General features: G+C 65.0%; 13 protein-coding genes. 3 read left to right on the top strand and 10 right to left on the bottom strand.

Features of this window, described 5'->3' with window-relative positions:
* Window positions 1-30: 30 nt before the first annotated feature.
* Complete coding sequence (locus BMW75_RS18960; RefSeq protein ID WP_092581399.1) at window positions 31-714, bottom strand: TetR/AcrR family transcriptional regulator; 684 nt, start codon at window positions 712-714, stop codon at window positions 31-33.
* A 377-nt stretch (window positions 715-1091) separates the two neighbouring features.
* Here BMW75_RS18960 and BMW75_RS18955 point away from each other — a divergent pair, with 377 nt between their 5' ends.
* The 3 genes from BMW75_RS18955 to BMW75_RS18945 all read left to right on the top strand — a co-directional run bounded on the left by BMW75_RS18955 (window position 1092) and on the right by BMW75_RS18945 (window position 5033).
* A complete protein-coding gene (locus BMW75_RS18955; RefSeq protein WP_092581398.1) occupies window positions 1092-2696 on the top strand; it encodes a glucosamine inositolphosphorylceramide transferase family protein in 1605 nt (534 codons plus the stop codon).
* Between the two features lie 563 nt (window positions 2697-3259).
* Window positions 3260-4009 (top strand): response regulator transcription factor, encoded by a 750-nt coding sequence (locus BMW75_RS18950; protein ID WP_092581397.1) that lies wholly within the window; start codon window positions 3260-3262, stop codon window positions 4007-4009.
* Window positions 4010-4367: 358 nt separating this feature from the next.
* Entirely contained in the window at window positions 4368-5033 is a 666-nt protein-coding gene (locus tag BMW75_RS18945; protein ID WP_092581396.1) for a response regulator transcription factor, read from the top strand.
* A 169-nt stretch (window positions 5034-5202) separates the two neighbouring features.
* Here the strand turns inward: BMW75_RS18945 and BMW75_RS18940 are convergent, their stop codons facing one another.
* From BMW75_RS18940 to gmd, 9 genes are read right to left on the bottom strand one after another with little or no spacing between them, the layout of a single operon-like run.
* A complete protein-coding gene (locus tag BMW75_RS18940; RefSeq protein WP_092581457.1) occupies window positions 5203-6474 on the bottom strand; it encodes a glycosyltransferase WbuB in 1272 nt (423 codons plus the stop codon).
* Window positions 6471-7031 carry a putative colanic acid biosynthesis acetyltransferase gene (locus BMW75_RS18935; protein WP_076520099.1) on the bottom strand — a complete coding sequence of 187 codons (561 nt, stop codon included), beginning with the start codon at window positions 7029-7031 and terminating at the stop codon, window positions 6471-6473. The genes BMW75_RS18940 and BMW75_RS18935 overlap by 4 nt, the downstream gene beginning before the upstream one ends.
* A complete protein-coding gene (locus BMW75_RS18930; protein ID WP_092581395.1) occupies window positions 7028-7915 on the bottom strand; it encodes a glycosyltransferase family 2 protein in 888 nt (295 codons plus the stop codon). The genes BMW75_RS18935 and BMW75_RS18930 overlap by 4 nt, the downstream gene beginning before the upstream one ends.
* 13 nt (window positions 7916-7928) lie before the next feature.
* Complete coding sequence (locus BMW75_RS18925; protein ID WP_092581394.1) at window positions 7929-9059, bottom strand: glycosyltransferase; 1131 nt, start codon at window positions 9057-9059, stop codon at window positions 7929-7931.
* Window positions 9052-10341 (bottom strand): O-antigen ligase family protein, encoded by a 1290-nt coding sequence (locus BMW75_RS18920; protein WP_092581393.1) that lies wholly within the window; start codon window positions 10339-10341, stop codon window positions 9052-9054. The genes BMW75_RS18925 and BMW75_RS18920 overlap by 8 nt, the downstream gene beginning before the upstream one ends.
* 28 nt (window positions 10342-10369) lie before the next feature.
* Window positions 10370-11287, bottom strand: a complete 918-nt coding sequence (locus BMW75_RS18915) for a glycosyltransferase family 2 protein (protein WP_231952114.1) — start codon at window positions 11285-11287, stop codon at window positions 10370-10372.
* Window positions 11288-11292: 5 nt separating this feature from the next.
* Entirely contained in the window at window positions 11293-12597 is a 1305-nt protein-coding gene (locus BMW75_RS18910; RefSeq protein ID WP_254792065.1) for a lipopolysaccharide biosynthesis protein, read from the bottom strand.
* A 44-nt stretch (window positions 12598-12641) separates the two neighbouring features.
* Window positions 12642-13595: a GDP-L-fucose synthase family protein gene (locus tag BMW75_RS18905; protein WP_092581391.1), complete on the bottom strand. Its 954-nt coding sequence runs from the start codon at window positions 13593-13595 to the stop codon at window positions 12642-12644.
* A gap of 6 nt (window positions 13596-13601) precedes the next feature.
* Window positions 13602-14711, bottom strand: coding sequence for a GDP-mannose 4,6-dehydratase (gmd, locus tag BMW75_RS18900; RefSeq protein ID WP_076520106.1), 1110 nt, complete (start codon window positions 14709-14711; stop codon window positions 13602-13604).
* Window positions 14712-14713 lie beyond the last annotated feature (2 nt).

Below are 14713 nucleotides of genomic sequence, written 5' to 3'. Positions count from 1 at the left end.
GCGGTCTGGTCGGACGGGGCAGGAGGCGGGTCAGGCGCCTCCGGGACTCGGGGCCAGGTGCGGCAAGGGCGAGCGCAGCCCGCCCAGCAGGAAACTCATCAGTCTCGGCAGCAGCAGTTCACGGTCGTTGGGTTGGTCGGGATCGTCGCCGCCCAGGCCGGTGACCGAGCGCAGGAGGTCGGTGCCCATGATGGCGTACGAAGTCGCGCCCAGCATGAACTGAAAGCGCCAGATGATCTCGGCGCGGGGCACGTCGGGCAGCGCGGCGAAGAGGGCGTTGCGGTAGCGCTCGAGCACGTCCGCGTACTCCTCGGCGAACAGCGCGCGGATGAAATCCGTGGGATCGGTCATCGTGCGTTCCAGGAGCGGCAGGAACGTGCTGCCGGCCTGCGCGGGATCGGCAGCCAGGCGCAGCAGGGTGCCGAAGAACGCATCCACGATCTGCGAGGGCTTCAGGGGCTTGCCGGCGGATTGCGCCTCCAGTTCGTCCAATAGACGCATGCGCTCGCGGTTCAGCACCTCGAGGCGGCGTTTGAGCACCGCCTGCACGAGTGACTCCTTGGAGCCGAAGTGGTAGTTCACCGACGCGAGGTTCACGCCGGCCGCGCCGGTGATCTGGCGCATGGACGTCGCTTCGTGCCCCTGTTGTGCAAACAGGGCTTCGGCGGTGTCCAGGATGGTTTCCCTCGTGGACGTGGATTTGATTTCTTGCATATGGTTGAATTCAAACGTTTGTTTTAAAGCATTATGCGTGAGGGAAGGACGAGAGGCGAGCCTCGGCTATCCCCAATAGGGTTTACCCCTAACCTCCCACGTCCCATGTGTCGGTTTTGCGGGACGAGCCCGCCGCATCGGGCGTAAGAACGAGACCCGGCCGGGATTAAGGATGAGGGGTTCCCTGAGCCGCTGGCTGAGAATTGGCCGAATGGCCTCGGACACCGGCCCTAGGATGAATGTGCTCTGGAACGCACGCGGAAAACACCGCAGTATCAGCGCGAGAACGTGAATGCATTGCCCCGGCTGCGTGCCGGGCGAGGCCCTACGCAGACACGGCGCGGCAGGCCAATCGCCCTGATACAGGAGCACGAGAAATGAAGACGTACAAGGTGGGATTGTTGGTTGACGGGTATGAGCAACCCGGCTGGATGCATGAGATGGTTGAGTGGCTCGTCCATAGCCAGGACTTCGAGCTTGCGGCCTTGCTGGTGATGGACGGCGAGGCGCCCGACAGCGCGCCGCGGCTGGGCGTGAAGGCGCTGTTCGGCACCCTGTCCCGTCTCGAGGGCAAGATGCTGCCGCAGAAGCAGCGCGCCATGCTGGCATGCCGGGACATGCGCGAACACCTGCCGCAGTCGGGCACATCGGTGATCGCACTCGCGCCCGGCGACGAGGACGCGCAGGCGCGCGCCGAGGTGCAGGCGCTGGGCCTGGATCTGGTGATCACGTTGGGCGCGTCGCTCGTCACGCGCACGCAGATGGCGAGCTGGTCGCGGCTGGGCGTGTGGCAGTTGAGCTATTCCGATATCGCGGTGTCGACGAGCCGTTTTGCAGGCTTCTGGGAAGTCTTTCAACGCGAAGACCACACCACCGTGAAACTGTGGCGCGTCGGCGAAAAAGAGGAAGACGACGAGCTGCTGGACCAGCGCAGTTTCAACACCGAGGTGTTCTGGCTGAAGAACCAGGCGCGCGCATTCAGTTTGGGAAATTTCATGGTGTACGACGCCCTGCAGGCGCTGGCCCGCGATCGGCCTGGCGTCGCGCCGCCGGCCATGCAGATCATGAGCGGGCCGCGCCGCGCCGATCCCGCGGAATGGGACAGCGCGGCATATATCGCGCGCCAGGCATGGTTAATGTCGGATCTGGTTGTGCGGCGCATCATGAAACGCAATGTCCGCTGGCGGATCGGTATGTTTCCCTCCGCGCGCCAACAGGCCGTGGTGTCCGAGGCCATGGTATTGCAGCCGCCTAAGGGCAGGTTTTTCGCCGACCCCTTCGTTTATACGCACGATAAAAAGCCGTATATATTTTTCGAGGATTATGATTTTACGTCCCGCAAAGGCACGATCTCGGTCGCGACCTACTCCGACGGGGCTTTCCGGCTGCTGGGCACTGCGCTGAACCTGCCGTATCACCTTTCGTTTCCGTATATTTTCGAACACGATGGCGTAACGTACATGGTCCCGGAAACCTGCGGAAATCGCAGTATAGAGCTATGGAAATGCACTGAATTTCCGCTGAAATGGGAGCTCGACGTTAATCTGATGACGAATATTTCTGCGGTCGACACCATTATTTTTAAACACGGAGAATACTGGTGGCTATTAACAAATATCGACCGAACCGACGGCCAGAGCCATTGCGATGAGTTATTTGCATTTTTCTCCGATTCGCCGCGCTCCACCACCTGGACGCCGCACGCCTGCAACCCGATCGTGCGCAACCCGATGCGTGCCCGCAACGCCGGAATCGTTGTGTCTCCTGGCGGAGACGTGATCCGATGCGCCCAGTACCAGGGCTTCTGTCACTACGGCAAGGGCGTGTCGCTGAATCGGATCGACGAGCTTACGCCCACCACGTACATCGAAACCGACGGCGAAATCCACTACGCAAACTTCCTGAGAAAACGCCATGCTTCAATGCACCATTGGCATCATCAGGGGGGGCACACGGTATTTGACTTCGCCTATATGGAGTAAATCCGCCGCCAGGCGGCAAAATAAAAAATGTTACCGTTATTTCGAATACAGGGACTGTTCACGGGCTGGATGTGTCTACGGATACAAGTTGACAGATTTCCCCCTCGATCCGGCTGTTCGAAGCCGCGTCCGGCCGATGCCCCGACGCGGCTTTTTTTCGTCTGTAACACGAGCCTGAAGCCCTATCCACGCCGCCCGGCGGCCCCTTTCCATAGGGGAGCCGGGGTCGCGCCCTGCGCGAGGCTGGTGAAAACCCTAGCGTAAAAAAGGACGAGAGGGGTTTCTCATCCATATTTACGAACGTGATTAAGGCTAACGATTGATTTCTGATTTTATCGGATTATATCGCCCGGAAACGTCTTGATTTTGACAAATCCGAACCATAAGATGGGTTCCATGCCATCCGTTATGTTGGCTACCAAAGTCGCCCAGCCCAAATGTCCCGGTTCAGCTTCATTAGATATTCCGGGATATGCGGACCACCCACCGCAGGGGCTGGAAAATAATAGTCTTCAGCACAGCGAAGATCCCTTCGAGGCCCGTCGAAAAACCGGGAGGACACCATGGCCAAGATGGTCCTGATTGAAGCCCATCCGCTCCTGCGGTTGGGTTTGTGGCAGATTCTTAGCAAGTTGGATGATGTGTGGGAGATCGAGGGAATGGGTCTTGCGGATGTATCCAAGGCCGACGGCGTACATGCGGGCGCCGATCTCCTGATCTACGGGTTGCCGGTGGATACCGATGAAGCATGGAGCGCCTTGCACGAGATTCAGCGCGTGCTGACGCCCAAGCGGATTCTGCTTTTGACGGACGTCATGCCCTTGCCCATGCCGGTGCAAGGCCTGCCTGGCGCCAGCGTGTACGGATGCCTGATGAAAACGGCTTCGGTCGAAATCCTCGAGGCCGCCATACGCTTGGTCATGGCGGGCGGGCAATGCTTTCCGAGCGAACAGGCGCTGCAGGCTCCGGCCTCTGCGGTATGCGCCTTGCCGTCGCGGGATGCGGACGAAGCCGGCTCCAAGGGCGCCATGCCCGTGAGCGCGGGCGCACAACTGCTCCAGATCACGCCGCGCCAATATGAGGTGTTGGTGCTGCTGGCCAGGGGCTATCCGATCAAGACCGTCAGCCGGATGTTGAATATCTCGGTAGCGACCGCCAAAACGCACGCGTGCACGCTGTATCAACGCCTGCATGTCAAGAACAAGGGCGAAGCCGTCTACGCGGCGCTGCAACGCGGCGCAACCTTGGAATGGCATGAACCGAATGGCCGCGAAGTGGACGCCGGGCAGATCTATGGGCGCAAGCTCGGGTAGTAGAAGGTTTGCGCTGCCTGCCCGGCAGCCTGGAACGCCCAGTTCCGATGCTGCCGGGGTTGCGCATAGCCAATACGGCTAAGGCATAGAAAGCAGGTGTCAAACGTCGCTGTCGCCTCGCTTTCCGCCACCTATCATCCTCCTGAACGAGATTCAGCGAACGTAGCCGCTGATAGCATGGGTTGTGTCCGCAAGCATGGATTGATAGGGCGAATCACTTAATCTCGCCAGCGCAATCCCAAGGCCGCGGACAGGATTCCCCCGAACCTGGCGATGCGCGTGGACCCGTGCGTTGCGCGGCATTGCGCCAGCGTCGTGGGAACCGTAATGGGCCATGCGTCACAAGGTTCTTCCCGGGATGACAACCGTACTGATCGAAGACTACGCTCTGCTTCGTGTCGCCATTCAGCATGTGCTGGAACGTGTGCGCAACGCCGACGAAATCCTGGCCATCTCGCCAGCCCATCTGCTCACCATGTCAAGCTCGATCAACAAGCCAGTGGAACTGCTGGTGGTGGGTTGCAGCGGGTCCGCCGAGCAGGACATCGGGCTCCTGTCGCAGGCCATGGCCTTTTTTATGCCCAGGTTGGTGCTGGTCCTGTATTCCGCGCTGGACCCGAGCGTGATGGCCGCCTGCGCGCGGGCGGGCGTGGCCGGTTACCTGCCCAAGGCCTCAAGTCCCGATGCCTTGGCCGCGGCCGTCAGCCTGGTGATCGCCGGCGGGGAATGCTATCCCCAGCCCGCCGGCAGGCCGCCCGGCACGACGCATTCGTCCGTGCAGGAGCTGCGCGAACTGACGCAGCGGCAGGAGGAAATCCTGCAGTTGCTCGTGCAGGGCAAGACCATGCGCGAGATCGGGCAGCAGGTGGGCATATCGGTCGCGACCGTCAAGAGCCATGCGCGCACGCTCTATTGGAAGCTGAACGCGCGCAATCAGGCCGAGGCGGCCTATATCGCGGTGCAGATGGGCCTGGTCAGAAACACCAACGGGCAACCGACGCCGGACAAGGGCGACGCAAGCTGATCGCGCAGGGTGCGAGGCAGGGCCTGTGCGGGTGGCGGCGCCGCCCGCACAGGCCCTGGCTTACTTCAGGCGCAGGCGTGAAGGCGCAGCCGCGCGTGTGAAGCAAACCGCAATTAAAAAGGCCGCCTGCGGCACTTCCGCAGGCGGCCCCGACTCGAAAAAAAAAAGCTTAAACGTCGCCTTCGCTCGCTTGCGTGCCCGCCCGCGCCGTACGGCCCTTGGACTTCGCGATCGCGGCGAACTCGCGTTCCGCGGCGCCCAGCACGGCGTCCACGTGCAGGTGCTCCATCGCATACCGGCGCGCGGCCGCGCCCAGGGTTTCGCGGATCTGGGCGTTGTAGCTCAGTTTTCGCACGGCCTCGGCCATGGCCATGGCGTCTTCAGGCGGCGTGAGCAGGCCGCAATGCGATACCACGCTGGCAAGCTCCGTGCCGCGCGCCGCGCCGCACACCACCGGCCGGCCGCTGGCCAGCATGCCGGTCAGCTTGGACGGCATGACCAGGTCCGCGGCGCCGGCGCGCTGCGGCAGCAGATGGATGTCCGCCGTGGTCAGCAGGGCGCCCAGCCGTTCTGCCGGTTGAAGGTCCAGGAAGATGACGCGGGTCAGGCCGCGGCACCGCTCCTCCAGCGCCGCGCGCTCGGGGCCCTGGCCGCAGAACAGGAACCACAGCCGGTCTTCGCGGTTCAGCCGGCGGGCCACGTCCGCGAGGATCTGCAGGCCTTGCTTGCCGCCCATGTTGCCGGAGTACAGCGCGACGATGGCGTTGTCCGGAATGCCGAGCTGGCCGCGGTAATCCCCGCCTTCGGCAAGCGGGGTGATCGCGTTGACGTCGATCCAGTTGGGCAGCAGCACGGCGCGGCCCGGGTCGATGCCCTTGGCCAGCGCCAGATCCAGCATCCGGTTCGAGATCGTGGACACGCGGTCGAAGCGGCGCATCAGCCAACGTTCGGCGCGCTTGACCAGCGAACGCAGGCCCGCGCCTTTGAGCAGGCCCAGCTCGAACGCCGCGTCCACCTCGAAGTCCTGGATGTGCAGCCACGCGCGCGCGCCGCACAAACGAGCCGCAAGCCACGCGCCGGGCGCGCAGAAGAGGGCGGGCTCGACCACCAGGATGATGTCAGGCCGGCGCATCGCGGCGCGCAGCAGCGACGGCAGGCTGGACAGCGCAAAGCTTGCCAGGTGCACCAGGCGCTTGGCGCCGCCTGGTCTTTCAGGCACCCACAAGGGCGCGCGCCGCACGGTCACGCCGCGGCGCGTCTCCTTCGCGTAACGCGATCCGCGGTAGCCCTCATGCACTTTCCACTGCGGATAGTAGGGCGGCGCCGTCACCACGCTGACCTCGTGGCCGCGCGCGGCCAGCCACTCGGCCAGTTCGGCCGTGTACTTGCCGGTGCCGGTCAGTTCGGGCGCGTAGTTGATCCCATAGATGAGGACTTTCATGTCGGCGTGGCGGTGCGGGGCCGGATGGGACGGCAAGGGTTGCCATGGCACACCATTGCGGACGGCATGTTGCGGAACACCGAGCTGCGCGCGCCGATCACCGCCTCGCGCCCGATCGTCACCCCTGGTCCGACGAACACGTCGGTCGCCACCCAGGCGCCTTCCTCCACGCGCACCGCGCGCTCGCGCAGCGGGAAATCCGGCCGGCCGGCGTCGTGGTCCGCGGCGCACAGGTAGCTGCGCTGCGACACCACGGCGTGCGCGCCGATGTGGATGGGTCCCAGGCTGTAGATCACGGCGTCGTCGCCGATCCAGGCGTAATCACCGATCTCGACCTTCCAGGGATAGGTCACGGTGGCCGTGGGCCGGATCAGCACCTTGTGGCCCACGCGCGCGCCGAAGCAGCGCAAGAGCCACCGGCGAAAGCCGTAGGCCACCTGCGGCGACCAGCGGAACAGGGTGCCCTGCACCATCCACCACAACTGGACGGTCAGCGCCGACCGCCCGCGCTGCCCCGGGGCCAGCGAAAACTGGTCCAGCCGTTGCAATGTGCTCATTTGGCGGCTCCCGCGACCGCGTCGCGCTGGGAGGCGGCCGCGCTGGCCTGCCGCGCCTTCAGGATTTCCTCGGTCTTGATGCGGATCTGCCAGTAGTACATGGCGCGCGCCACCGCATAGTCATAGCCGGCTTTGCCGTCCAGAAAGCCCAGCCGGAAGACGTAGGAATGCAGGAAGGCGATGGGGGCCTTGAACGGCATGGCCTGGAAGATGCGCTTGAGCAGGGCGCGGCCGCCCACGTTGGCCTCGCGCGGATCGTTCATCAGGCCCTTGGTGCGCAGGTTCGCTTCCCAGTCCGAATAGCGGTTGTGCTTGTCGAAATAGTGATAGAGCGAGTCGTGGTCGTTGTGCACCATGCGCTGGCGCAGCGCGAAGGTCTCGCCCTCGACCTGCGGCTGGTAGTGGCCTTCCACTTCCCACATGTTGGCGACGTCCAGGTCGTCATAGTCCAGGAAACGCGAGCGGTCGCGCGCCAGCAGCGCCAGCTTGTACACGCGGTGGCCGTGCTCGAGCTTCTTGCCGCAGAACACGTAGTCGAAGGGCACGAACGCGCCGCCGGCGCCCGCGGCAAAACGCGGAAGCACCTCGCGTATCTCGGCCGCCAGGCCCGGCGTCATCTCTTCGTCGGCGTCCACGTACAGCACGACCGGATGCGTGAACGGCAACTGTTCCAGGCACCACTGTTTTTTCTTCGGGTACTTGCCGTCCCACTGGAAATTCGACACGCGCGCGCCCATCGCCGTCGCGATCGAGCAGGTGGCGTCCGTGCTGTTGGAGTCCACCACGAAGACTTCGTCGAATTCCACCAGCGCCTTCAGGCACTTCGCGATGTTGCGTTCCTCGTTCTTCGTCATCACCACGACGGAAACCGGTATCTTCTGCATGATGCTGTCCTGTTCAGGGCGTTCCGCGCTGCATGAGCGGCTGGAAGAGCTCGATGACGTTGCGGCAGTGCCGCTCCAGGGAAAAGGCGTCCGCGCGTTCGGGGCCCTGGGCCGCCAGTTTCTCGCGCATTTCGCCGTCGTAGGCCAGGCGCCGCACCGCCTCGGCCAGCGCCTCGGCGTCGCCGACCGGCACCAGCAGGCCATAGCGGCCGGCATCCAGGATCTCGGCGGGGCCGTGCGGACAATCGGTCGAAATCACCGGCACGCCCAGGCACAGGGCCTCCACCAGCACGTTCCCGAAGCTTTCGCGCACCGACGTGAGCGCGAACGCGCCGGCGCCGGCGATCACCGGAAACGGATTGTCGATATGGCCCGCCAGCTTGACCCGCGTGCGCGACGGCTTCTCGTCGATGCGCTTTTGCAGGGCGGCATGCTCGGAGCCTTCGCCCAGGATCGTGAAGGCGATGCGGGGATCGTCCAGCAGGGCCGCGGCGTCGATCAGCGTGGCGTAGTCCTTGACGGCTTCCAGCCGGCCCACGGCCACCACGTGATACGGCGAATCTCCGTCGCCGGCCGGCTGCGGCCGCGCGCCTTGCCGCCGCACGTTATCCAGCGGCACGCCGTTGTAGATGGTGTGCACCTTGCCGCGCAGCGGCGGAAACATGCTCACCAGGTCTTCCTTGACGCCGCGCGACACGCCCACCACCGCGTCGTGCCGGCGGTAAGTCTGGCTCACCAGCCAGCATTTCAGGCGCCGCATCTTCGAGGCGCCGTAATGGATGGCCGGACTGCTGTGCTCGAACGCCACGGTCCTGAAATTGCCGCGCAGGATCGTCCTGGCCAGCACGACCAGCATGTTGCACAGCAGGCCGTGCGAGCACACGATGGCCGGCTTGTCGCGGCGGATATGCTGCAGAAGTTTGAAAAAGGCCACGGGCAGCATCAGCCGCAGCTTGGTGGGGGACTCGATGATGGGCAGGGCGCGGGTGACCTTGGGGTTGGCGATGGGGTACTCGCGATTGCGGGAGCGCAGCAGGAACAGGGCGGAGTCCACCCCCTGTTCCGGCAACGCATCCACAATGAAGGCGACGCATCTTCCGACGCCGCCGTGCAAGTCCGGTGCGACAAACAGGACATCAGGCATGGGGTATTACTCGCGGTGGCGCCCGGCGAACGACGTCCGGGCGGGGGCTGGGAACGGGCGGTTCGTTACGGGGTACGGGCATGATCTGCGCATTGCGCATCAGCGACAGCGCATAGCACAGCAGAAATCCGGTAAAGGCGGTCTTGGGCGCGTAGGCCAGCCCGCCCGACATCGAGTCGATGAAGATATAGATCGGCGCCGTCGCCAGGAGGTAGCGCCGGTGCATCTCCAGGCCGGGATGCTCGCGTCGCTTGAACAGGGTCAGCAGGATGAGCAGGGGCGGCAGCATGATCATGGTCGTGCCCACCACCCCGAACTTCATCAGGTAGAAGGCCCAGGAGTTGTGCGCGAACGTGCTCAGTTCGAAGCCGTTCTCGCCCATGACCCAGCTGCGGAAACCGGCTCCCTTGCCGAAGACCGGGCTTTCGGCGAAGTAGTCCATCTGGCCTTCCATTTCCTGGACGCGCGCGCCGTAACTGGAATCTTCGTCCAGCCGTTCGACGCTGAAGATGCGCTCGGTCAGCACGTCCAGGTAGCCGATGCTGGCGAAGATCAGCACCCCGGCGATGGTGGCGGGCGCGAAGATCAAGATCGCGCGGCGGCGGATCTCGGGGTTGCCCGCCAGCAACACGGCGATGATGACGGACACCGCCAACTGCAGGTACTGGCTGCGGTTCAGCGAGAACACCAGCGCCATCACCATGAACAGGGTCAGGAAATATGCCTTGGGGCCCGTCACGTTCAGCGTGCGCCGGAAGTACAGCAGCGACACCACGGCCATCGGGATGGCCCACACCCCCAGGCGCACGTTGCGCAGCGGATTGGACACGCTGAAGCCCTGCGCCTGCTCCAGCAGCATCAGCGTGGCCACCGCCAGGCCGGCGGCCACGATGTACTTCTGCAGCACCGCGTACGCCCCGGGACTGTCGATGTCCTTGTAGCAAAGGAACGGCGTGCACAGGAAGTAGAAGACGATGCGCAGGTCGCGCGCCACGTCGCCCGTCTGGATGCCGGGATGGTCGATCGACACCAGCAGCAGGTAGATCACCGAGATGGCCTGGATGCCCAGCAGCACGCCGAGCGCCCCGCGCGGCAGCGCGTAGGCGCCCGGGTCGGCCAGCCGCAGCGCCTTGACGCCCAGCATCGCGACGAACAGCAGGTCGAACGGCGACAGCTTGAAGCTGCCCACCCCCACGATGAACCGGTCGTCGTTCAGCGCCAGCGCGGTGAACACGAACAGGCCCAGGAGGTGGAGGGTGGAGAGTCGGCGGCGCGTGGTCATTGCAGTTCCGTGTCGTTGATGGCCGGGCCTAGTGCGAAGCCCAGTCGTCGCGTCCGAAGATCTTGGTCGTCAGCTTTTCCAGCAGGTAGGTCAGGTCCCCCTGCCGGGCATGCGCGGCCACCTTGGACGCGCGGCAGGACAGCTCGAACAGGCGTCCCAGGCCCGGCTCGGTGCGCCGGATGCGGCTGACGATCTGTTCGCGCTCTTCCAGCAGCACGTCCTGCATCAGCGCGGTCTTGGTCTCGTCGTGGGCGGTGTAGACACCCAGCGCGTCCGGCACGATCAGGTTCTTGCCCTCGCGCAGCAGGCGGCTCCACAGCTCCAGGTCCATGCAATAGCGCATGCTCTCCTGCAGCAGCCCGTACTTGCGCAGCAGGTCGCGGCGGAAGATGGCGGACTGGTTCGGGATCGAGGCTTTCACCACCGTCAGCGTGCCGCGGTTGACGGGGGTGTAGTGGATCTTGCGGAAGATGTGGTTGTCCGCGTCGGCGACGAAGAGGTTGCCGCTGACGATGGGCGCGCGGCCCCGCGCCGCCGCCGCGCCCAGCTTGCGCAGCGCGCCCGGAAAGTACAGGTCGTCGGAGTTCTGCCACCCCACGTAATCCCCGGTGGCGCGCTCGAAGCCCTTGTTGATGGCGTGCGACTGGCCACGGTCCGGGGTGCTTTCCCAGTACGTCAGGTAACGCTCGTACTTCTTGATGATGTCCACGCTGCCATCCGTGGAGCCGCCATCGATGATGATGTACTCCAGCCGCGGGTAGCCCTGGTTCAGGACGGACAGGATGGTGCGCTCCAGGAACTTGGCCTGGTTGAACGAGGGCGTCACGATGGTCACTTTGGGCAGCAGACCGCTGGCGATGGGCGCTGGCGGGCGGAGCTCGCGGACGAAGTCGATGAGCTGGCGTGAATACTCGTTATGGCGCTTGCGCATGTAGGACCTCAGCATGTTGGTTATCGGGTGGCCGCAGGCATGGCGCCCGGAAAGTCGGGGCGGGATTGACGGATGGCGAGGGCCACGCCGGCCAGCGTGATCGCCGCGTAGGCCATGCGGCCCCAAGCTGCGGCGTGTTCCCCCGCCACGTGTACCAGTCCCGCCATGACGCACAGCATCGCCAGGCCGCCCAGTCCGTTCAGGATCGCGACGGCGCGGGAGTTGCCGAGCCCCAGGAGGGAAAAGTGCGCCGCGGCATTCAGGGAAAGCAGGCCCGATGCCACGATCAGCAACTGGAATGTGCCCAGGTGGCCGCTGGCGACGTTGTCGCCCAGCAGCAGGTTCAGGAGCGGCTGGCTGACCGCCAGCACGGCCAGCGTGGCGCTGGCCGACAGCGCCAGGTTCCACAGCATCATGCGGCGGATCTCGCGTTCGGCGGCGCCGGGAAAGGGCGGCGAGACCGACAGGCGGGTCACGCGCGGCATCGCCTTCTGGAAGATGGCGACCGACGCCGTGTGGATGATCTGGCCCACCTGCACGCCCACGGTAAAGATGGCAAGCGCCGCAGGTCCCATCAGGCTGCCGACCAGCACCCGGTCGACCGAGCCGAAGGCCAGCGCGCTCAGGCTGTTCAGCCACGACCAGCGCGAGAACCGGAAGGCGGCCATCATGGCGCCACGGTCGCGCACGGGGCGCACGATGAAGCGATCGTAGGCGCGCGCGAACACGCGCATCTTCACGCTGCCCGCGATCAGAAGGCCGACCGCCTGCGCCAGCCCCGTCCATGTGGGCGAGGCCGTGTACCAGGCGGCCGCGCAGGCCAGCGCCATGGTGCCGGTGCGGCTGAAGACTTCGCACAGCGCGGTGGCCCGGAAGTCCTCGCGGCCCTTCAGGCAGCCGGAGAAGAGCTGGTCATACTGCTGGGTCAGGTAGATGGCGAGCGCGGGCATCGCCAGCATCGTCACCGCCACGCCGCCGAAGGTGGCCTCGGGCCAGCCCAGCCACAAGGCGCCCCACAGCAGCATGGCCGCCAGCGTCACGACGCCCAGCGCACAGCCGATCAACGACACGCTCACGCCGGCCGCGCGATAGGCGCCGCCGGGCTCGTGCATGCTTTCGGAGACCAGCTTGGTGGCGGTGACGGCCGCGCCCAGGTTCGCCGCGTTGCCGAAGCCGGCGAGCGCGATGATCATGGAATATTGGCCGAAGCCCACCGTGCCGAGCTGGCGAAAGAGGATGGGCAGCGCCACCAGCGCCGCGACGGGACCGATGCCGTACTCCACCAGCCCCCAGAAGGAAGCATTGCCGGCGATGTGTTTCTTCACGAATCCAAGCATCGGAAACCCTGTCTGTCATGCTGGCGCGGCCGTCAGGCCACCGGCAGCGGCTGTTGCGTGCGCTCGCGCAGGAAATGGCCGTAGGCGAGCGTGATGCCGTGCGTGAGGGAGATCTCCGGACGCCAGCCCAGCGCCTGCACGCGCGAGGAATCCATCAGCTTGCGCGGCGTGCCGTCGGGCTTGGACGTGTCGTACACGATCTTGCCCTCATAGCCCACCACGCGCGCCACGAGCTGCGCCAGGTCCGCGATGGAGATGTCCTGGCCGGCGCCGATGTTGTAGATGCCCTCGGCGTCCGGATGCTCCATCAGCATGACGCTGGCCTGCGCCAGGTCGTCCACGTACAGGAATTCCCGCAGCGGCGTTCCCGTGCCCCAGATCGTCACGGTTTGCGCGCCGGTCTCACGGCCTTCGTGGAACTTGCGGATCAGGGCGGGCAGCACGTGGCTGCTGTGCAGGTCGTAGTTGTCGTGCGGGCCGTACAGGTTGGTGGGCATGGCGCAGATGAAACGCGCGCCGTGCTCGCGCTGATAGGCTTCGCACAGCTTCAGGCCGGCGATCTTGGCGATGGCGTAGGGTTCGTTGGTCGATTCCAGCGGACCGGTCAGCAGCGCGTCCTCGCGGATCGGCTGCGGCGCCTCGCGCGGGTAGATGCATGACGAACCCAGAAACAGCAGCTTGCGCACCCCGGCCGCATACGCGGCGCGGATCACGTTGCACTGGATCATCAGGTTCTTGTACAGGAAGTCCACCGGGTGCGTCTGGTTCGCCAGGATGCCGCCCACCTTGGCGGCGGCCAGGTACACCACGTCGACCGGCGTGGTCGAGAAAAAGCGGTGCACCTGGTTCTGGTTCTCCAGGTCCAGTTCCGCGCGACTGCGCGTCAGCACGTTCTCGTAGCCGCGCCGGTGCAGTTCGCGGGTGATCGCCGCGCCCACCATGCCGCGATGGCCGGCGACGAACACGCGTTGGTCCAGGTTCGTCATGGCGGGCTACTCCTTGTAGGCGTAGATTTCGTAGCCGTTCTGTTCGACCAGCGCATCGCGCCGCGCATCCCGCAGGTCGGCTTCGACCATTTCCTTGACGAGTTGCGCAAACGTCGTGCGGGGCGACCAGCCGAGCTTCTCGCGGGCCTTGGTGGGATCGCCCAGCAGCGTTTCCACTTCGGTCGGACGGAAGTAGCGCGGGTCGACGCGCACGATGACCTGGCCGGCCTTGACGTCGTGCACCGGCGAGAACAGCACGGTCGCGGTTTCTTCCAGGCCCTCGCCTTCCCAGGCCAGCAGGATGCCCAGCTCGCGCGCGGCGGTGTTGATGAACTCGCGCACGCTGTATTGCATGCCCGTCGCGATGACGTAGTCCTCGGGCGTGTCCTGCTGCAGCATCAGCCACTGCATTTCGACGTAGTCGCGGGCGTGGCCCCAGTCGCGCAGCGCGGACAGGTTGCCCAGGTACAGGCATTCCTGCAGCCCGAGCACGATGCGCGCCAGGCCGCGCGTGATCTTGCGCGTGACGAAGGTTTCGCCGCGCTTGGGCGACTCGTGGTTGAAGAGGATGCCGTTGCAGGCATACATGCCGTAGGCTTCGCGGTAGTTCACGCTGATCCAGTAGGCGTACAGCTTGGCCGCCGCGTAGGGGCTGCGCGGATAGAAGGGCGTGGTTTCCTTCTGCGGCGTTTCCTGCACCAGGCCGTACAGCTCGGAGGTGGACGCCTGGTAGAAGCGCGTCTTGTTCTCCAGCTTCAGGATGCGGATCGCTTCCAGCAGGCGCAGGGTGCCCAGGCCGTCGGCGTTGGCGGTGTATTCCGGTTCCTCGAACGAGACGCCCACGTGGCTCTGCGCGGCCAGGTTGTAGATCTCGTCGGGTTGCACCGACTGGACGATGCGGATGAGGCTGCACGAGTCCGTCATGTCGCCGTGGTGCAGCACGAAATTGCGGGGCTGGTCGTGCGGATCCTGGTAAAGGTGGTCGATCCGCGCGGTGTTGAACAGCGAAGCGCGACGCTTGATGCCGTGGACCTCATAGCCCTTGGCCAGCAGAAGCTCCGCCAGATAGGCCCCGTCTTGGCCAGTTACGCCGGTAATCAGTGCCCGTTTTGGCATGG

This window comes from Achromobacter sp. NFACC18-2, assembly GCF_900108985.1.
In the GTDB taxonomy this organism is placed as follows: Bacteria; Pseudomonadota; Gammaproteobacteria; order Burkholderiales; family Burkholderiaceae_B; genus Achromobacter.
Note: the sequence above shows the minus strand (reverse complement) of the source record. Positions and strands in the feature narration are given on the sequence as shown.